This is a genomic window from Escherichia sp. 93.0816, from assembly GCF_013368855.2.
In the GTDB taxonomy this organism is placed as follows: Bacteria; Pseudomonadota; Gammaproteobacteria; order Enterobacterales; family Enterobacteriaceae; genus Escherichia; species Escherichia ruysiae.
The window spans coordinates 145,905-166,440 of sequence record NZ_JABWNC020000008.1 but is presented as its reverse complement, the minus strand read 5'-3'; the positions used below and the strand labels follow the sequence as shown (position 1 = coordinate 166,440).

General features: G+C 49.9%; 13 protein-coding genes, 1 tRNA gene, 1 pseudogene and 2 CRISPR repeat arrays. Of the genes and pseudogenes, 6 read left to right on the top strand and 9 right to left on the bottom strand.

Annotated features, from left to right (window positions below):
• Window positions 1-111 precede the first annotated feature (111 nt).
• The 5 genes from cydD (at window position 112) to HEM79_RS11545 (ending at window position 6,614) form a co-directional block, all read left to right on the top strand.
• Window positions 112-1,878, top strand: coding sequence for a heme ABC transporter permease/ATP-binding protein CydD (gene cydD / locus HEM79_RS11565; RefSeq protein WP_001043608.1), 1,767 nt, complete (start codon window positions 112-114; stop codon window positions 1,876-1,878).
• A complete protein-coding gene (cydC, locus tag HEM79_RS11560) occupies window positions 1,879-3,600 on the top strand; it encodes a heme ABC transporter ATP-binding protein/permease CydC (protein ID WP_176242827.1) in 1,722 nt (573 codons plus the stop codon). It abuts the gene before it with no gap.
• Between the two features lie 44 nt (window positions 3,601-3,644).
• The gene (aat, locus tag HEM79_RS11555; protein WP_176242826.1) at window positions 3,645-4,349 is read left to right on the top strand and encodes a leucyl/phenylalanyl-tRNA--protein transferase; all 705 of its coding nucleotides are present in this window, start codon (window positions 3,645-3,647) and stop codon (window positions 4,347-4,349) included.
• 284 nt (window positions 4,350-4,633) lie between these two features.
• A complete protein-coding gene (infA, locus tag HEM79_RS11550) occupies window positions 4,634-4,852 on the top strand; it encodes a translation initiation factor IF-1 (RefSeq protein ID WP_001040187.1) in 219 nt (72 codons plus the stop codon).
• A gap of 106 nt (window positions 4,853-4,958) precedes the next feature.
• Window positions 4,959-6,187: direct repeats of the CRISPR family, unit length 28 nt; unit sequence TTTCTAAGCTGCCTGTACGGCAGTGAAC.
• Window positions 6,188-6,526: 339 nt separating this feature from the next.
• Window positions 6,527-6,614, top strand: a tRNA-Ser gene (locus HEM79_RS11545).
• A gap of 238 nt (window positions 6,615-6,852) precedes the next feature.
• On the opposite strand, the gene cas6f is transcribed toward HEM79_RS11545, so the two are convergent.
• The 9 genes and pseudogenes from cas6f to HEM79_RS22630 form a co-directional block, all read right to left on the bottom strand.
• The gene (cas6f, locus tag HEM79_RS11540) at window positions 6,853-7,407 is read right to left on the bottom strand and encodes a type I-F CRISPR-associated endoribonuclease Cas6/Csy4 (RefSeq protein WP_176242825.1); all 555 of its coding nucleotides are present in this window, start codon (window positions 7,405-7,407) and stop codon (window positions 6,853-6,855) included.
• 10 nt (window positions 7,408-7,417) lie between these two features.
• A complete protein-coding gene (csy3, locus tag HEM79_RS11535; protein WP_176242824.1) occupies window positions 7,418-8,419 on the bottom strand; it encodes a type I-F CRISPR-associated protein Csy3 in 1,002 nt (333 codons plus the stop codon).
• A gap of 10 nt (window positions 8,420-8,429) precedes the next feature.
• A complete protein-coding gene (csy2, locus tag HEM79_RS11530) occupies window positions 8,430-9,353 on the bottom strand; it encodes a type I-F CRISPR-associated protein Csy2 (RefSeq protein WP_176242823.1) in 924 nt (307 codons plus the stop codon).
• A complete protein-coding gene (csy1, locus tag HEM79_RS11525) occupies window positions 9,350-10,654 on the bottom strand; it encodes a type I-F CRISPR-associated protein Csy1 (RefSeq protein ID WP_176242822.1) in 1,305 nt (434 codons plus the stop codon). The genes csy2 and csy1 overlap by 4 nt, the downstream gene beginning before the upstream one ends.
• 387 nt (window positions 10,655-11,041) lie before the next feature.
• Window positions 11,042-14,275, bottom strand: a pseudogene (gene cas3f / locus HEM79_RS11520) (type I-F CRISPR-associated helicase Cas3f).
• On the bottom strand, window positions 14,272-15,255 hold the full coding sequence (gene cas1f, locus HEM79_RS11515; protein WP_176242821.1) for a type I-F CRISPR-associated endonuclease Cas1f: 984 nt from the start codon (window positions 15,253-15,255) through the stop codon (window positions 14,272-14,274). Before cas1f ends, cas3f begins: the two are co-directional and overlap by 4 nt.
• Before the next feature lie 170 nt (window positions 15,256-15,425).
• A CRISPR array of direct repeats spans window positions 15,426-17,074; the repeat unit is 28 nt; unit sequence TTTCTAAGCTGCCTGTACGGCAGTGAAC.
• Between the two features lie 226 nt (window positions 17,075-17,300).
• A complete protein-coding gene (clpA, locus tag HEM79_RS11510) occupies window positions 17,301-19,577 on the bottom strand; it encodes an ATP-dependent Clp protease ATP-binding subunit ClpA (protein WP_000934072.1) in 2,277 nt (758 codons plus the stop codon).
• A 30-nt stretch (window positions 19,578-19,607) separates the two neighbouring features.
• Entirely contained in the window at window positions 19,608-19,928 is a 321-nt protein-coding gene (gene clpS, locus HEM79_RS11505) for an ATP-dependent Clp protease adapter ClpS (protein WP_000520781.1), read from the bottom strand.
• A gap of 98 nt (window positions 19,929-20,026) precedes the next feature.
• Window positions 20,027-20,101: a hypothetical protein gene (locus HEM79_RS22630; protein WP_212741843.1), complete on the bottom strand. Its 75-nt coding sequence runs from the start codon at window positions 20,099-20,101 to the stop codon at window positions 20,027-20,029.
• Window positions 20,102-20,250: 149 nt separating this feature from the next.
• Here HEM79_RS22630 and cspD point away from each other — a divergent pair, with 149 nt between their 5' ends.
• Entirely contained in the window at window positions 20,251-20,475 is a 225-nt protein-coding gene (gene cspD / locus HEM79_RS11500; protein ID WP_000410785.1) for a cold shock-like protein CspD, read from the top strand.
• The last annotated feature ends 61 nt before the right edge of the window (window positions 20,476-20,536 follow it).

Here is a 20,536-nt window from a genome sequence, read left to right as displayed (position 1 = left end):
AGTAACAAAAGTAAAGAAGGCGACACCATGCGACTATGGGTCGCCTTTATTATTCCTCCGTTGTAACATTGCCCTGCAAAAAATTCTGATAACTCACCTGCTAAGCGTGCAATGAATAAATCCCGTCAAAAAGAGTTAACCCGCTGGTTAAAACAGCAAAGCGTCATCTCCCAACGTTGGCTGAATATTTCTCGTCTGTTGGGCTTTGTGAGTGGCATATTGATAATTGCCCAGGCCTGGTTCATGGCGCGTATTCTGCAGCACATGATTATGGAGAACATCCCCCGCGAAGCCCTGCTGCTGCCCTTTACTTTACTGGTGCTGACCTTTGTGTTGCGCGCATGGGTGGTCTGGTTGCGCGAACGGGTGGGATATCACGCCGGACAGCATATCCGTTTTGCCATCCGCCGCCAGGTTCTCGACCGTTTGCAGCAAGCAGGACCAGCGTGGATTCAGGGCAAACCGGCGGGGAGTTGGGCGACGCTGGTACTTGAGCAAATTGACGATATGCATGATTACTATGCTCGCTACCTGCCACAAATGGCGCTGGCAGTGTCAGTGCCGCTGCTGATTGTGGTAGCAATATTCCCTTCTAACTGGGCTGCGGCGCTTATTCTGCTGGGCACTGCGCCGTTAATCCCGTTGTTTATGGCGTTAGTTGGAATGGGCGCCGCCGATGCTAACCGACGTAACTTTCTCGCACTTGCTCGCTTAAGTGGGCATTTCCTCGATCGCCTGCGCGGCATGGAAACGCTGCGTATTTTTGGTCGTGGTGAAGCTGAAATTGAAAGCATTCGTTCTGCTTCTGAAGATTTCCGTCAACGGACAATGGAAGTGCTGCGACTGGCATTTTTATCCTCCGGCATTCTGGAATTCTTTACCTCGCTGTCGATTGCCCTTGTGGCGGTGTACTTTGGTTTTTCCTATCTCGGCGAGCTGGATTTTGGTCACTATGATACTGGCGTGACGCTGGCTGCGGGTTTTCTGGCGCTGATCCTTGCGCCGGAGTTTTTCCAGCCATTGCGCGATCTCGGTACGTTTTATCATGCTAAAGCCCAGGCTGTTGGTGCGGCTGACAGTCTGAAAACGTTTATGGAAACCCCGCTCGCCCATCCGCAGCGCGGTGAGACGGAATTAGCATCAACCGATCCGGTGACCATTGAGGCCGAGGATCTGTTTATCACATCGCCGGAAGGTAAAACGCTGGCCGGACCGCTGAACTTTACTTTGCCAGCAGGCCAACGAGCTGTATTGGTTGGCCGTAGCGGTTCAGGTAAAAGCTCACTGTTGAATGCACTTTCCGGTTTCCTCTCATATCAGGGATCGCTACGGGTCAACGGTATCGAATTGCGCGATTTATCACCGGAATCATGGCGCAAACATCTCTCCTGGGTTGGGCAGAATCCACAACTACCAGCAGCAACACTACGGGACAATGTGCTACTGGCGCGACCTGATGCCAGCGAACAAGAGTTACAAACAGCACTGGATAACGCATGGGTCAGTGAGTTTCTACCGCTCCTGCCACAAGGAGTTGATACGCCTGTTGGCGACCAGGCTGCCCGCCTTTCCGTAGGTCAGGCGCAGCGCGTTGCGGTGGCGCGTGCATTACTGCATCCCTGTTCGCTATTACTGTTGGATGAACCCGCTGCCAGCCTGGATGCACACAGCGAACAGCGCGTAATGGAGGCGCTGAATGCCGCCTCGCTACGCCAGACTACGTTAATGGTCACCCACCAGTTAGAAGATCTTGCTGACTGGGATACTATCTGGGTGATGCAGGATGGTCAGATTGTCGAGCAAGGACGTTACGCGGAATTAAGCGTGGCTAACGGTCCTTTCGCTACATTGCTGGCCCATCGTCAGGAGGAGATTTAAATGCGCGCTTTGCTACCCTATCTGGCACTGTATAAACGTCATAAATGGATGTTAAGCCTTGGTATTGTGCTGGCGATTATTACTCTGCTCGCCAGCATCGGTCTGTTGACACTTTCGGGCTGGTTCCTCTCCGCCTCAGCGGTTGCGGGGATTGCCGGACTGTACAGCTTCAACTATATGCTACCCGCTGCGGGCGTGCGTGGCGCAGCAATCACTCGTACTGCCGGGCGTTATTTTGAACGTCTGGTAAGTCACGACGCGACTTTCCGCGTGTTGCAGCATCTGCGCATTTACACCTTCAGCAAATTGCTACCCCTCTCCCCTGCCGGACTGGCGCGCTATCGTCAGGGCGAATTGCTCAACCGCGTGGTGGCGGATGTTGATACGCTCGATCATCTTTACCTGCGCGTTATTTCGCCGCTGGTGGGCGCTTTTGTGGTGATTATGGTGGTGACTGTCGGGTTAAGTTTCCTTGATTTCACCCTCGCCTTTACGCTGGGCGGCATTATGTTACTGACGCTTTTCCTGATGCCACCGCTGTTTTATCGTGCGGGAAAAAGCACCGGGCAAAATCTGACTCATCTTCGCGGGCAGTATCGCCAACAACTGACGGCCTGGCTGCAAGGGCAAGCTGAACTGACCATTTTTGGTGCCAGCGATCGTTATCGCACGCAGTTAGAGAATACTGAAATTCAGTGGCTGGAAGCGCAACGCCGTCAATCTGAACTGACCGCTTTATCGCAAGCGATAATGCTGCTAATTGGCGCGTTAGCGGTGATCCTGATGCTGTGGATGGCGTCTGGCGGCGTTGGCGGCAATGCTCAACCGGGCGCGTTAATTGCCTTGTTTGTCTTCTGTGCGTTAGCTGCGTTTGAGGCTCTGGCGCCGGTGACAGGTGCATTTCAGCATCTGGGGCAAGTCATTGCCTCTGCAGTACGGATCACTGACTTAACGGATCAAAAACCAGAAGTCACCTTCCCTGATACCCAAACCCATGTTGCCGATCAGGTTTCCCTGACGTTACGTGATGTTCAGTTCACTTATCCTGAGCAATCACAGCAAGCTCTTAAAGGGATTTCCCTTCAGGCAAACGCCGGAGAACATATTGCGATTCTCGGTCGAACGGGATGCGGTAAATCAACACTGTTACAACTGCTGACTCGCGCATGGGACCCGCAACAGGGCGAGATTTTGCTTAACGGTAGCCCCATTGCCAGCCTGAATGAAGCGACTTTGCGCCAGACCATCAGCGTTGTGCCACAGCGTGTACATCTGTTTAGCGCAACGCTGCGAGATAATCTGTTACTTGCAGCACCAGGCAGCAGTGATGAGGCTCTGGCGGAGATCTTGCGCCGCGTCGGTCTGGAGAAGCTGCTTGAAGACGCAGGACTAAACAGTTGGCTGGGTGAAGGTGGACGCCAACTCTCCGGTGGCGAACTGCGCCGTCTGGCTATCGCCCGTGCGCTATTACACGATGCGCCGCTGGTATTGCTGGACGAACCAACCGAAGGCTTAGATGCCACAACTGAAAGCGAGATCCTTGAATTGCTTGCAGAAATGATGCGTGAGAAAACGGTGTTAATGGTCACCCATAGACTTCGCGGACTCTCTCGTTTCCAACAAATAATTGTGATGGACAACGGACAAATTATTGAGCAAGGTACTCATGCAGAACTGCTTGCCAGACAGGGACGTTATTACCAGTTTAAGCAGGGTTTGTGAGCTATTATTGAACGATCCGACTTGCGTAGTGGAGTTTTGCGGTCATGCGCCTGGTTCAGCTTTCTCGCCATTCAATAGCCTTCCCTTCTCCGGAAGGCGCATTACGTGAGCCTAACGGCCTGCTGGCGCTGGGGGGCGATCTAAGCCCTGCGCGTCTGTTGATGGCTTATCAACGTGGTATTTTTCCGTGGTTTTCTCCTGGCGACCCCATTCTGTGGTGGTCGCCCGATCCGCGCGCGGTATTATGGCCAGAATCACTGCATATTAGTCGCAGTATGAAACGCTTTCATAAACGCTCGCCCTATCGTGTCACGATGAATTACGCATTTGGTCAGGTTATTGAAGGTTGTGCCAGCGATCGCGAAGAAGGAACCTGGATCACGCGCGACGTGGTTGAAGCTTACTACCGCCTGCACGAGCTGGGTCATGCCCACTCTATTGAAGTCTGGCGTGAAGACGAGCTTGTCGGCGGCATATATGGCGTGGCGCAGGGAACGTTATTTTGTGGTGAGTCGATGTTCAGCCGCATGGAAAATGCGTCCAAAACGGCGCTCCTGATATTCTGCGAAGAATTTATCCATCACGGTGGCAAATTAATCGACTGTCAGGTGCTTAATGATCACACAGCTTCGCTTGGCGCCTGCGAAATTCCCCGCAGGGATTACCTCAATTATCTTAATCAAATGCGCCCGGAACGATTACCGAATAACTTCTGGGTGCCACGACAATTGTTTTCGCCTCAGAAATGAATGTTTTCGGCACATTTCTCTCCAGAGTGTTATAATTGCGGTCGCAGAGTTGGTTACGCTCATTACTCCGCTGCCGATAAGGAATTTTTCGCGTCAGGTAACGCCCATCGTTTATCTCACCGCTCCCTTATACGTTGCGCTTTTGGTGCGGCTTAGCCGTGTGTTTTCGGAGTTATGTGCCAAACCTGTTTGTTGCGATTTAGCGCGCAAATCTTTACTTATTTACAGAACTTCGGCATTATCTTGCCGGTTCAAATTACGGTAGTGATACCCCAGAGGATTAGATGGCCAAAGAAGACAATATTGAAATGCAAGGTACCGTTCTTGAAACGTTGCCTAACACCATGTTCCGCGTAGAGTTAGAAAACGGTCACGTGGTTACTGCACACATCTCCGGTAAAATGCGCAAAAACTACATCCGCATCCTGACGGGCGACAAAGTGACTGTTGAACTGACCCCGTACGACCTGAGCAAAGGCCGCATTGTCTTCCGTAGTCGCTGATTGTTTTGCCGCCTGATGGGCGAAGAGAAAGAACGAGTAAAAGGTCGGTTTAGCCGGCCTTTTTTGCGTCTGGAGTTAATGAAGAAAATAAATATGGGGTTATGGATTTTATAACTGCCTGTGCGGCAGTGAACCACCCGCAGCCGGGGCGTATCTCCGCGTTAGCTTTCTAAGCTGCCTGTACGGCGGTGAACTCCTGCCGGTGCGACGGTTACGCCGCTCCATGTTTCTAAGCTGCCTGTACGGCAGTGAACGTACTAAAGTAGGATCACCATGCCCTACTTGTTTTCTAAGCTGCCTGTACGGCAGTGAACTCGACTGCACGTCAATGTGAAACGATGCAAACTTTCTAAGCTGCCTGTACGGCAGTGAACAATTATCTGGGTAATGGTCGAAAACCCTTTGCTTTCTAAGCTGCCTGTACGGCAGTGAACAAAGCGCATTGCTTTTCGAATAAAGGCCATGATTTCTAAGCTGCCTGTACGGCAGTGAACGTTTTATTTCAGGTATGCTTGTTACCTGAAATTTTCTAAGCTGCCTGTACGGCAGTGAACCGGTATATGGAGCGTTTCCGATTCGGCACACTTTTCTAAGCTGCCTGTACGGCAGTGAACGTGCTGGTGGTGCGAAAGAGCTGCTGCATGAATTTTCTAAGCTGCCTGTACGGCAGTGAACAACACCCGAACTCTACACCAACATTCATTGCTTTTCTAAGCTGCCTGTACGGCAGTGAACTTAAAACGCCCGGTTGACGCTTTCACTTCACCTTTCTAAGCTGCCTGTACGGCAGTGAACGATTAGTCAGTGTGCCAGTCAGATGGCGAAGTTTTCTAAGCTGCCTGTACGGCAGTGAACACCTTCTCTCTCGCCGGTATGCTGTACGATATTTTCTAAGCTGCCTGTACGGCAGTGAACCAATAAAGCAATGATGGACAGCGCGGAGATCGTTTCTAAGCTGCCTGTACGGCAGTGAACAGGGAAAGTGATGGAAGATTTTCAACGGAGATTTTCTAAGCTGCCTGTACGGCAGTGAACATTGTTACACCTGTGTAATCCTGGCTGCGACCTTTCTAAGCTGCCTGTACGGCAGTGAACAAAAACGGCCCGCAACAGAAAACAGTAGGCATTTTCTAAGCTGCCTGTACGGCAGTGAACATAGTTAAGGGGGTCGTAGGACCTGGCGGCCTTTTCTAAGCTGCCTGTACGGCAGTGAACGAATGGACGATTAACACGCTATCCCTGACTCTTTTCTAAGCTGCCTGTACGGCAGTGAACAACCGCAGGCGCGTGCCGACTTCATCGTTGAATTTCTAAGCTGCCTGTACGGCAGTGAACTGGAATAATAACAGACTATCCGATTGATTTACTGTTAAAACTTACAAAATCTCCAATTCATACCCTTTTTCGAGGCATCAAAATAGTAATAAATAAAATCAATGCGTTACATCTCACCCTGAAAAAAGGGTCGATTGGAATGTCTTCAATCTCATATTTCCAGCGTAGCTTTTGATAAATAATTGCCCAGAGCATATACAGTCACAATCCTGGTCGGATGAACTGCGTGAACAATGCATAACCAAACAAACCAATCTAAATAAATTCTTCTTGACCGTTTTACTCCAACTCCCTATAGTAGCGCCCCGTTGCCCCCATATGGTCAGGCAACAAAAATTTGGTGAGGTGTCCGAGTGGCTGAAGGAGCACGCCTGGAAAGTGTGTATACGGCAACGTATCCGGGGTTCGAATCCCCGCCTCACCGCCATATTTTAAGAAGAGCTCGTACGAAAGTACGGGCTTTTTTTTTCGCATATAGATGGCTTCGTATACCTCTCAGTTCAATAACTCCCTCTCCAGGAAATGGTTTAGCAATAAAACTTTTTTAGCAAAGAAAACAACATCCCGGATATGAACACTTAATATCGAACACATCTTCTCAACGGCCTGGCCACACTACAAAAAGGCCCAGCCACACGGCCAGGCCTCTTAATAATTGCAAAACATCAAAACCAGGGAATAGTTGCCGTTGCGCTTAATCCATAACTACTAAATTCCCCTTTAACCGGTTCTGCACGCAAATCACCGTGCTGGATAAACAGCTTAAACTGTTGCTGACTCGACAAACTCTTCATATTAAGAAAAGGTAAATCGGTCCGCTGTTCAGTTTGCGTCGCCAGTCGCTCAATCGCCTGCTCTTCAGTAAGCCAGCCTTTTTTCACTGAACGCCTTAACAGACGCTGTGGGTTACTTTTGACCTGCACACGACTTACCACTCGCCAGCCCTTTATTTCAGGAATGGGAGTGACAGGCGAACATTGGCAATAATCCGTAAGCCCTTTACGCCACATTGAGGCTTCAAGCTCCTGCAATGCTGGGGCGCTACCATGCAAGCGTAAACGCGCTCCTGGCTTAACGTTTATGTCCGGGAAACTCACGCCGATATCACCTTGACCTCTTGCACCCAGTGCCCGGTGCAATTTGGCAAATAACGCCGCCATCAACATTTCACTCGAAAATTCAGGATCGGGCAGAACGAGGATCTCAAGATAGTGATCCATTGGCAGCTCCTTATTCCGCTTTCTCACCAAAAACACCACCACGAATCAAGACAGCCATCACGTAGTGCTGCTGATCAACTTCTGGTTTGACGCCTTTAGTCACCCAATTATCCAGTAAGGTATAAAAATCGAGTTTTTCTTTTGGTTGACGGCAAGCGACACCGCGACTGGTTACAGAACCATAAGGTTCCACAGCGATAGCTCCCAGCTCATCAACCTTCGGATGCCAGGTATCAATGGTACGTAAAGCGTTGCCAATTTTTTGGGAGTGAATACCGGCAATGCCTGCAACCTGGTACAACACGCGACTTTTGCTACTGTTGCTGTCGAGCACCAGTTCCTGTGACGGGAAGACTTCTTGCCCGGCACCGAGGCGAACCTGCGCTTCAACGGTAAGCATGACCCACTCTTTTCCGCTTAACCCTTGTTCTATGATGGCCGCAAGCTGCGTGACCGCTGCCTGCTCCTGATCAAATTGACGTAAAGAGAAGTCATGGCTGTTAAAAGTCCATGAAATATCATTAGCGGTAACTTTCACCTGGATCTGCTCAGCACCAATGCGGTTGCGCCACAAAAAACGACCGTTTGCCAGATTCAGTGCATAGCGTAACGCCAGCTCTTTAAATCCATGTTCGCTGATGTAACCTTCAATGACCCCGGAAAGTGCCTCCTGGTAAGCCATATCATTACATACTGAAGGTGAGGATAGGTTGCCCAGCACTCGCAGCGTAAACACCACTTTTAGCGTATCCGCATCTACCGGAAGCGAGGCCACATCTACCCGCTGCAAGTTGGCTTTTTGGATTTCAGCGTCCAGTTTTGTGGGGTCGCTGGCAATCGTGTTTTTCAGGCGATTAGAGATGGTTCCACGAACCGCTTTCTCCTGAATCTCAATGGGTTGCCATTCATTTCCTTGCCAGTTACCTGCATACATCACCGCGTCGGATGTTGCCAGTTTGCGTTCAAATGCCAGTACCGATGCTGTTTTTATTGCTACAGGAGCCTTTGCCATAATTATGTCCTTATTCTGAATCGTCATCTTCATGAGTTATAGGGTCGTCAACGAGTGGTATTGCCGAGCAATAGTAGCCGGTGTCCGTTGTACGGTAGCGCCACATCAGCGGTTGCAGGTCAGTGATGCGATGTAATCCGCGCCATTCACCAATTCCATAAACGGCTTCGGCAAAAGCAAATGGCGTCACGGTGTCGCGCGCATTTTCAACTTCACCGGGGGCGTAAACAGGAGATATGCGTTGGTAACCGCACATTAACGGTACCAGGAAACCGGGCATCGGCTTCGGCTGGTATGTCCATTTTGCGCTGTTGTCTTCTGCCGGAGATTCGGCCTGATATTTAATGGCGGCGAAATCGAGCCAGGCATCAAGCAACGATATATCAGGATGTTGTTGGTGATGTTCAGCCAGCCATTCGCTGCGATCGTAAAGCGCGTAACCCGGCATTAAACGCCAGATGATTTTACGCAGTTGCTTTCCATCTTCAGGTGCATGAAAAAGCTGCGGATCGCGCATACTGACAATGCTGCCACCCGCCAGTTTATGGCTCTGGCAAAGCACTTTCAGATGGTCAGACAGGGCTTTTCTACCGTATTCACCATTAGTAATTTCGCCATTACATTCAACAAGTAGAGAAACCGTCAGGTGCATACGCCCCTCTTCATTGAACGAGGCAGTTTTACCTTCTTTGGTTAATGGGTTACGGGTGAGAGCGAACTGAAAATCGCGCCCGGAACTGTACGCCTGAATATGCTGTTCATGGCTAACGACTGCGCAACCGGCAAAACTTACGCCAAATTCATCCACCACTTTGCGAGAAAGCGCATGAACATAGCCGAGAAAATGGGTCATCGCCGGGAATCCCCAGGTCAACCCGGAAACGGCGTTAGCGTTTTCTATGCGTATATGGGGTAACAAGAGCAGATAACTCATTTCAGCGCCTCCTGCAAAACGGCTTCCATTTCACGCATCCGTTGAGTGAACAGGGACTGACTACGCCACTCTCTTTGCTCGACGGCTCCCACATCGAAACTTGCTTTTTTCAGGCGATAGTTCAGCCAGCGCGCGAAGTCATCAGCGACGGTTCTCTGCCAGTCGTTTTTCTCACGCTCCAGTTTGAAAGCCTCATCTGACAGGCTTCGCCACGGGTCCAGCCAAAGCTGCTGGTGACGTGGTAAGTCTGGTGATTGTGCTGACCACCCCTGCCATTTTTCTTGCTGAAAAGAGGATGCCTGCATGAACAGCAAATCTATCAACTCATCAATATATTTCGCGCGCGCAGTACGGATATGAACATTGTTTATGTCAACTTTCAGTAAGTAGGTCATCCGGGCGATAGTGCCCGAAGCTAAGCGATTGAAATCGCCGCGTAAGGCAAAAATACTGCGCATGTTTTGTGGTGCGCGATCCTGCGTCGACCAGGTGGGGGGCATTGATGGCAGCAACCAAATACGACCACCACGAACACTGTTGAGCAGAGAAATATTCTGCGGTTTTGTGCCGCCAAAATGCATCTCAGCAAGATTAGGGAAACGAATATCTGGCTGTGAGTGCCATTTACCTGCCTTGCGAGCATCGCGAATGGCTTTCGATTCCTCGCTAAAACGCACAGCGGTTAGCTTTTCATACATCGCCTGCGCCAGTGAACTGGAAAACAGCGGGCATAACAGGTGATAGCCATCATTGACAGGGAAATAGATTTGTTTTGCCAGTTTATGGCTGACAGGCTGTGCAAGTGTCCATGCCTGACGAAACCCTGCAACCCACTGCGCCAGTTGGGCTTCATCCTCCGCAAACGTGCTTAATGCCTGATAATCGCCGCGCTTAAGACTGGCAAGCAATGAATCTCCATTGACATCGGTTTGTAGCAGTTTTGCGACGTCCAGTGCGGCGGCGTTGCCAATGGCGTCAGTGGCGACTTTCGCCAACGATGCTGTGTTTAAATAGCTTTCGTTAACGGAGGTGTCCAGATAAAAGCTGCTGGCTTTAGAATCACCATGACTAAATTTAGCACCATGAGTGACTAACTTAATTTGCCCGGCACGTTTCGCCGCATCCGTTAACCAGTTACGAGGCTGATAACGCGCCTCGAGTTCCTGCCGCTCCAGAGCGATAACGCTGGCATCCTCGCCCTGCTCCAGCCTCTTTGCTGCTTCTTTTTCAAAGGCATCGATTTTGGGTTGCCTTCGCGAGGCAATGTAGTCAGTTATAAAATCTACTAAATTGTTGTTCAAAAGATTCCCTCCTTGCGCCACCTACTAGCTAAAAATTTAATATTATTAATGAATTATTCACTTCCCCGCCTGTCGCAACCTTGTGATCAATCGAAACCAACATCGGTTTAGATGCAAATATCCAGCAAGTACAAAACAAAACTGCACAAAATACTTTCATATCATCACGCATTCACAACCCCCTCCACGCCTCAAGTGTAGGGGATTGTAATCAACGATCAAAAAACGATCAACACCTATATAAAGCTTCTTTAATATGAATCACGTTGCAATGTTTTCCAGAATTGCGATAAAGTTAAGAACTAAACTGTCGAACAGATAGCTTAGAAATATATAAAGCTCCTATAGCGATACTTGTAAACTGCCGTACAGGCAGCTCGCGCCCCTTCACGGGGCGCGAAACACCCCTAACCATGGGTGATAATGCCAGCCGTTGAGCGCATCTTCGTCACAGACGGGTACTCTCACTTCAGCAAACCTTTCCCCGACACGATTAATCTCACAACTGTGCTCAACAGCCAGATCCAACAAAACTTGTTGGTAATCCATCATGCCCCAACAAGCAACGCCGCTGGCGCATATCACTTCTTCTCGTTTGAAATTCCCCTGCTCTTTACGCTCGTTGTCGCCCATGCGGGAATAGAAACTCGCTTTTCTTTCTTCGTCATCCATATGCAGAAAAAACACCGCTTCCGGTAACGACGAATAACGAAAAGGCGTCTGGCGCTGCATCCAGCCGTTCCAGCTTAGTGGTGCGCGCCACCATTGCGCAGCTACCACATGTTTGCTTTTACTACTCATCAACTCGGTGAATAAACGACTATGCTCAAGTTCCGCCAGTTTATTTTCATTATTGGCAGGTAAGATCCGTGGTAAGGCATTAATCGTCCGGTAGTCCGTGAGTGGTATCAGCTCGCAAATATCATGGCTATTCAGCACGCGATCTTTTGTTTCGAAACCCGGTTTACAAAATGCGGGGCATTTTTTCTGCAATGCTTTGATATTGCTCCGCAAAATAACCAGATTCTCACTGGTTGGCACATTTCTGCGGTGGCGTTGAATACGTCCGGCAAATTGAATAATCGAACGCATAGAACTCGGTTCGATAATTCCCCAGTCCGCATCCCAGTCACGCCCCACTTCTATAACCGATGTGCCCAACACCACAAAAATATGGTGCGATTCCGGACTTTTATGTAAGGCTTCAGCGATATCCTCGTTTTTCCAGAAATCATCTTCTCTATGACGAGTAAAAGCGCGATCCAGCCGCTTCTCAATATTTGAACGTACCGCCAGCGGATGTCGGGAGTGGTAAACGCAATAATGAATGCAGACATCTTCTGGTGAAGGAATGGTAATCAGAGCTTTGGCCACCGCGACCAGAGAATTAATATTGGCGAAGCGCACCAGACCCAGCGAAACAGTTTTGCCGCTTTCGTGTTGCTGGCGATGCGCCTGATGCAACTTCAGCATTTGCTCATGTACCGTCTGAGCCACGCTTTCGATAACATCCTGAATCGCGCTTGATGGGGATGAAATCGAAGCTATACGCCCGAAATGCAGTCGTTCTTTTTCAGCCAACATTAACGCTCGTCGCGCAACAAACTTTTTGTGCGTCTCACGAAAAGTAGCGCCATCACCAATTTGTGTGGCATCGGCATCTTTTTCATCAAACCAGGCACAGCAGATATTGACGGGTCTGCCATTCGTACCGCATGACGCCTGCCACATTTTGCGCCCGGCAAGATAAGCCGCGAACAGAGCCTGAATCAAATCTGGCGGCAACGTCGCGGAAGAAAGTAATACCCGCGTACCCAGCATTCCAGCCCAGTTCATCAGACGACATACCGCATGAAGATCGGCAATATCAAAATCGTCAGGTTCGTCGAGCACTAAATCGCTGGTTAACAGACGCAACATCGCCGGAAGCTGTTTCCCGCCGCGTACACCTTCGGTCGCGGAAATAAGATGATCAATCGTCGCTACCAGAATTGGGGCGCTTACTAGCTCTTTAAGTTTGCTGTCATCCTTCAACCATTTTTCCAGCGCGCCGGTATGCAGGCTGCCTTCGTATTTAACGAACTGTTGCTCCTCTGCTGGCGACTCTTGCGAAGCACTTCCGCAATCATTGTCTGTTTTTTCCTGCTGCCAGAGTTGTTTGACTGCCGCCGAACCAATCAGTACTGCCAGCTCATCCTCACCCAATCCAAGCCGGCTGCGCAGAGCGTCACCCGTTTGTAAGGTCAGCGTACGTAATCCCAATGCAATGGTAAAACGACACCCTTCACGCTCATCAGCAAGCGCATACATAATTCGGGCGTTAGCAAAGGTTTTACCGCACCCCGTCGAGGCCATATTGACACCGAAAAAACCATCTTCCCGACTGCGTTCACGTAACGCACGCGCCACATCCCAGGCTTTGTCCTGCCAGCGATATTTCGCATCTGTAGCTCGCTGGTTAAAACCTTTATGTCAGGCAATTGCCGGAAGCGATGCCCGTGTGTGCATCAGTTGCCGCCCAAGCAAATACGCATGATGCGCAACGCCCACAAGATGCTCATCTACCCGTTGTTTGAGCGTGCCGCTCTGCCGATCGCTATTTGCCCAGACGATATAATTCGGATCTTGCCATTTTTGCTGCGCGTCGTTAGATGAATAGTAGTGATCAGCAAGCATCAGGCAAAAACGCGCCATATGTAATGGAAACAGTTGCTCCATCAGCCCCCATTCCTTTAAAGCGACTGCGTTACGCGCCCGACGGGCAATCTGGCGCGCTTTTTCTCGCCAGCTCGCGCTTTGAAGCGGCGTTCCTGACGGAAACTGCCAGACTTGCTCGAAATCCTGAGGTGACCAGTCATTCTTACGGTGGTTAACGGCATTCCAGTCAGCATTGAGTTGTTTCTCCAGCCAACTTTCACAGCCTTTGCATGATTGTTCCTGTTGTGGCGAAAGATTCTCCGGCATTCGATGATGGGAAAGGATCAACCAGCCTACCGTTTTGGCGAGTGGTTGCAGCGAACTGAATGGGCTATTGGAAAAATGAGGCGTGTCTTTTTGCAGGCGCTCAAGAATCGCGGTTTCATCATCAGCCGTTAATTCCCCGAGTTTTTCCAGCCATACATCATCTGACTGCTTACCGACAAAAGCCTGAAAAAGCCGCAGCGAAATCCACTCATGCCGGTAAGGTTGATAACTTCGTGCACTCTTTTTGGTCAGGCTTTGCTGAAAGCTGCGTCCTGCTTTACCAAAATCATGAAATAACCCAGCAATAGCCGCCAGCAGCGCAATGCTTTCCGCGCACTGCCAGCGATTTTCTTCTTTGTTCACCAGGCTGGTTTGCGTTGTTCGATTTGTGGGAACGCGGCCTTGAGCATTAAAGCGACGAATATTGCCGACAATCCACATCAGCTCCGTTTGCCCATTCTTCTTCAGCCAGTGACAAGCAACCGCTGTATTTCGTCTTGCCGTTTTGCGCAGTAAACGGCGTAAAGTGTTAACACCTTCCTGAGTAATTACCGTTTGCCATGCGGCATCACCTGTGCGTTCGGCAAACTGATCAATAATACGGCAACTCTCCACGCGGGCATTTTTTGTGCAGCGCGAAATGATCAGAACGTTCATTGGTCAGCCTTAGCCAGTGCCTGAGCTGTTTCCTGCAGAGAGGTGATCATGACATCCAGCGCATCCGCTTGTTGAAAGATATTGATGCAGCGTTGACGAAACGCCTGAGCATCTTCTCCCGCCATTGCGGCGATAAATGCTTGTGGCATAACAAGGGCATCTTTAATCAGATCGGCAAGGTCAAAAACAAGCCCACCGCGACGTGTTTTACCGTGCATTACCGCTAAACCGTGCGGGATACCTGTTACCCACGCCGCCACTGCCGCCAGGCCATAGGCCAGATAATTCCCTTGATCGAGGAAGCGGTTGGCCATATCAATCCCACCGCCCCGTTTTGCGCGGGTGAAATCGCCATAACCCACTGTTTGACTGACCATTTTGTATAACGCCCTGGTCATTTTGGCTTCTATGAGCATAAGCTGCGTATGGTTTTCCGCCGCGTCTATTTCTTCGCGAGTACGATTTAGCAGGGTCTGGAGCGCATTAGCATCAGGTTGAAATGCGTGTTCACGCTGCATTTTCGCGCTGGTCCAGTGCTTATCAATATGTGTCAGGCGGATTAACTGAAAACGTTTCGCGGCGGCAAATCGTTTGTCTTCAACAAACCAGAAAGAAACCCATTGCTGAAGGTACTCGGTAGGACGATATTCGCTTTGTGGGCTGAGCCAGGAGACATCAACATCTACTTCATTGGCGGAGTAAAGCGGTGTGCCATCCGTACCACAAAATCCTACCATCACCCCCGCATGAGCAAATTCACGCATCGCCGCCTGGGTAACGGAAGTTCCCATCCCCAACATTAATGCCGTGGTATTCGCAATAGGGATATTCCAGTAGTACGACTCCTTACCTTCACTGGTAACATACTCCACCCGCCCCCCATTCACCTGCACCCGGCATTTTTCCAGATAATAAATATTGGCGCGTTTGGAGTGGAGAATGGTTTTGAGGTCAGAAGGAGTAAAGTAATTCGAAGACATAAACACATCCTGTGATTATTTTTGTTTTAAGGCGTTAGGATTAGTACAACATTGATTTCTGTGCAGGAAATTGATTTCTGTCGCAATTATCACAATTGTTATTGTGTGCTAAGGCTAATGTTTTGACGTTGAGAGCATCATGATATGACCAAACGTCTACCATTATCGTATTGTGAAACTGCCTGTTCGGCAGTGAACTTGCTGCATTCGACAGCTGATCCTCTACGTTTTTTCTAAGCTGCCTGTACGGCAGTGAACCTGGGAAGCGGCATACTCAATAATAATGAGATTTTCTAAGCTGCCTGTACGGCAGTGAACGCTCTGAAATCGTCCATGGACAGCTTTCTTGATTTCTAAGCTGCCTGTACGGCAGTGAACATTTAGCGTACAAAACAGGGAGAGCTTCTTCTTTTCTAAGCTGCCTGTACGGCAGTGAACCATCGCGCATCGACGTTTAACGCATCGGCAATTTTCTAAGCTGCCTGTACGGCAGTGAACTGCACTGCGTATAACGCGGATTTACCGTAAGCTTTCTAAGCTGCCTGTACGGCAGTGAACGTTATGCGCTGGATTGGTTCGCGCGTTCAGCATTTCTAAGCTGCCTGTACGGCAGTGAACAACCTTTGCCGCATAGGAAACCAGCCCACCGATTTCTAAGCTGCCTGTACGGCAGTGAACGCTGGTGGCGCTTCAGTCACTGGCAGTGACCAGTTTCTAAGCTGCCTGTACGGCAGTGAACTCCGCTTGCTGCATTGCTGACCGCTTGCGTGTTTTCTAAGCTGCCTGTACGGCAGTGAACTAGATAGAAAATCGGACCTCTTTTTTTTGCAATTTCTAAGCTGCCTGTACGGCAGTGAACCTGATTCCAGAATCAGAACAACCTCGTTTACCTTTCTAAGCTGCCTGTACGGCAGTGAACGCGGCGGCGGCATTCTGCCGGGCTTCCGTTGCTTTCTAAGCTGCCTGTACGGCAGTGAACACATCTCGTGGATATGAGTGGGCACGTATTCATTTCTAAGCTGCCTGTACGGCAGTGAACATTGCGAATAGCAGCCATCGTCGCGTCTTTAATTTCTAAGCTGCCTGTACGGCAGTGAACGAATAGACGCAATTTTTGAGGGTCGCGAAGATTTTCTAAGCTGCCTGTACGGCAGTGAACTTGCTGCCACGGGGGGAACAAAGGAATCAGGCTTTCTAAGCTGCCTGTACGGCAGTGAACCTATGAGTTCTCCAGTAACTTTTGATTTGGACTTTCTAAGCTGCCTGTACGGCAGTGAACCAATACCCATTAATAGGCCCGGTGTAATCATATTTCTAAGCTGCCTGTACGGCAGTGAACTCATAGGGCCCATAACTTTTACGTTATACTCTTTTCTAAGCTGCCTGTACGGCAGTGAACTCGACGACCGCCGCCGAGGGTGTATCCAGTATTTTCTAAGCTGCCTGTACGGCAGTGAACTTGCATTCCTTGCCGTCTTTCCAGTCCCTTGTTTTCTAAGCTGCCTGTACGGCAGTGAACTGTGTTGCGCGGCAACACCCGTATTTGTTGGTTTTCTAAGCTGCCTGTACGGCAGTGAACTTCCTCTTAGCCGAATTTGGCTTTTAGACGTTTTTCTAAGCTGCCTGTACGGCAGTGAACACGTTACCCGCGACGAACAGGCTGCCGTTGTTTTTCTAAGCTGCCTGTACGGCAGTGAACCTGTTTCGCCACTGGTTACGTTCAGGATGACCTTTCTAAGCTGCCTGTACGGCAGTGAACCCATGTTCCCGACGCTACACGAAGCGGCGCAATTTCTAAGCTGCCTGTACGGCAGTGAACTCAAATACTACACGTTTAGCCCGTTGTTAATAAAGTAAAACTATCTAATTTCCCTGCTGCTACCCTTTTTTATCCTTACCTTCCAGCAGCATTAATTATCAATAAGTTACAGTAACCATAAAAATTAGGGTTACAACCGCCCTCACCTCACAAACAAAAAAAGTCCGTAACCCCATACAGGATTACGGACTTTATCAACCTACTTAAAAGGCTTTACACCATCGGATTAATGCGCTGCTTCCGCCTTGTGCTTTTGCGCACTCTGGAACCCGTAGGTCAGCTCATTTTTCTCTTTATCCAGTGCAACGGTGACCTGACCGCCGTCCACCAGCGAGCCAAACAGCAGTTCGTTAGCGAGCGGTTTTTTCAGGTTGTCCTGAATGACGCGTGCCATCGGACGTGCCCCCATTGCCCGGTCATAACCTTTCTCAGCCAGCCAGTTACGCGCTTCCTGACTCACTTCCAGAGAAACACCTTTTTGATCCAGCTGAACCTGCAACTCGACAATAAATTTATCCACCACCTGATGGATCACGTCAGTTGACAGATGATCGAACCAGATAATGTTGTCGAGACGGTTACGGAATTCCGGCGTAAAGATCTTCTTGATCTCTTCCATCGCGTCGGTGCTGTTATCCTGGTGGATAAGGCCAATGGATTTACGCTCGGTTTCACGTACCCCGGCGTTGGTGGTCATCACCAGCACCACGTTACGGAAGTCTGCCTTGCGTCCGTTGTTATCGGTCAGCGTGCCGTTGTCCATCACCTGCAATAGAATGTTGAACACGTCCGGATGCGCTTTCTCGATTTCGTCCAGCAGCAGTACCGCGTGTGGATGTTTGATCACCGCATCGGTCAGCAGACCACCCTGATCAAAACCAACGTACCCCGGAGGCGCACCAATCAGGCGGCTAACGGTATGACGTTCCATATACTCGGACATATCAAAACGCAGAAGCTCAATGCCCAAAGCTTTCGAAAGCTGTACTGTCACCTCGGTTTTCCCGACCCCGGTTGGACCGGCAAACAGGAACGAACCGACAGGTTTATGTTCATGACCTAAGCCTGCACGCGCCATCTTGATGGCTTCGGTAAGCGCCTCAATGGCTTTATCCTGACCGAAGACCAGCATTTTCAGGCGATCGCCGAGGTTTCTCAGCGTATCGCGGTCACTCTGAGAAACGCTCTTCTCTGGAATACGTGCAATACGGGCTACCACGGATTCAATATCCGCTACATTGACCGTTTTCTTGCGCTTGCTTACCGGCATCAGGCGTGCACGAGCGCCCGCTTCGTCGATAACGTCAATCGCTTTATCCGGCAGATGACGATCGTTTATGTATTTCACCGCCAGCTCTACCGCCGCACGCACCGCTTTCGCGGTATAACGCACGTCGTGGTGCGCTTCATACTTCGGTTTCAGGCCGTTGATGATTTGAACAGTTTCTTCGATCGACGGTTCAGTAATATCAATTTTCTGGAAGCGACGCGCCAGAGCACGGTCTTTCTCGAAAATGTTGCTGAACTCCTGATACGTCGTCGAACCTATAACGCGAATTTTACCGCTGGAGAGCAACGGTTTAATCAGGTTAGCTGCATCCACCTGACCGCCAGAGGCTGCACCTGCGCCGATGATGGTGTGGATCTCATCAATAAACAGGATGCTGTTTGTATCCTGCTCAAGTTGTTTAAGCAATGCTTTGAAACGTTTTTCAAAGTCACCGCGATATTTGGTGCCCGCTAACAGAGAACCGATATCGAGGGAGTAAATCGTACAGTCAGCCATCACTTCCGGTACATCGCCCTGAACAATACGCCAGGCAAGACCTTCCGCAATCGCGGTTTTACCGACGCCAGACTCCCCGACCAGCAGCGGGTTGTTTTTACGGCGGCGACAGAGAACCTGAATGGCGCGCTCCAGTTCCTTCTCACGACCAATCAGCGGGTCGATTCCTCCCACGCGTGCAAGCTGGTTCAGGTTAGTCGTGAAATTCTCCATACGGTCCTCCCCACCAGCTTGTTCTTCACTGCTCGGCTGGTTTCCTGGTTCAGAAGACTGAGATGGCTCGTCTTTACGCGTGCCATGAGAAATAAAGTTCACCACATCGAGACGGCTGACTTCATGTTTGCGCAACAGATACGCCGCCTGTGACTCCTGTTCGCTAAAGATAGCAACCAGAACATTCGCACCGGTAACCTCACTGCGACCGGAGGACTGAACATGGAAGACCGCACGTTGCAGTACCCGCTGAAAACTCAGCGTCGGCTGCGTGTCGCGCTCCTCTTCACTGGCAGGCAGAACGGGTGTGGTTTGTTCAATAAAGGCTTCCAGTTCCTGACGGAGCGCCACCAGATCCACGGAACATGCTTCCAGCGCCTCCCGAGCAGACGGATTACTGAGCAATGCCAGTAACAAGTGCTCGACGGTCATAAACTCATGACGGTGCTCGCGCGCTCTGGCGAAAGCCATGTTTAAACTGAGTTCCAGTTCTTGATTGAGCATAGGCACCTCCCCCAATTTTTATGCCTGCATTCAGGCTTTTTCCAGCGTACACAGCAATGGATGCTCGTTCTCCCTCGCGTACTTGTTCACCATCGCCACTTTGGTTTCTGCAACCTCGGCGGTAAAGACTCCGCAAATGGCCTTCCCCTGGTAGTGAACAGCGAGCATCAATTGCGTTGCACGTTCTACATCATAAGAAAAGAATTTTTGTAACACGTCAATAACAAACTCCATCGGAGTGTAATCATCATTGACTAATATCACTTTATACATAGATGGCGGTTTTAGCGCGTCACGCACTTTTTCTTCCGCCAGTTGATCAAAGTCCAGCCAGTCGTTCGTTTTACCCATTGTCAGTTATCATCTTCGGTTACGGTTATCGGCAGAACGCTCTGCCGCTGACAAGAGCTTATTTGCCTGACCAATCTACTCCACATAATAGATAAGTATCATCTATCGTTGGCATCAGCGACATCAGTCACATTACTGTCAATAGCGTTAACTGCTTCAAATTTTTGATGCATACCTACCCCCTGGCCCCTGTCAAACGCTTGACGACTCGCCCTATTTCTCTAAATTGTATTTCTAGAGTTGGCGAGGTTTTGAACTGCCCCCTCTCTGACCCCGGTTTATTCCATCTTACTTGTATAAGATTTGCGAAGGATGTCGAAGCATGGAAAAGGGTACTGTTAAGTGGTTCAACAATGCCAAAGGGTTTGGTTTCATCTGCCCTGAAGGCGGCGGCGAAGATATTTTCGCTCATTATTCCACCATCCAGATGGATGGTTACAGAACGCTAAAAGCTGGGCAATCCGTTCAGTTTGATGTCCACCAGGGGCCAAAAGGCAATCATGCCAGTGTTATTGTGCCCGTCGAAGTAGAAGCGGCAGTCGCATAGCTCTTCTGTCTCATTGTGTACATCCTACAGGCAAAATGCCAGCCCGATCGGCTGGCATTTT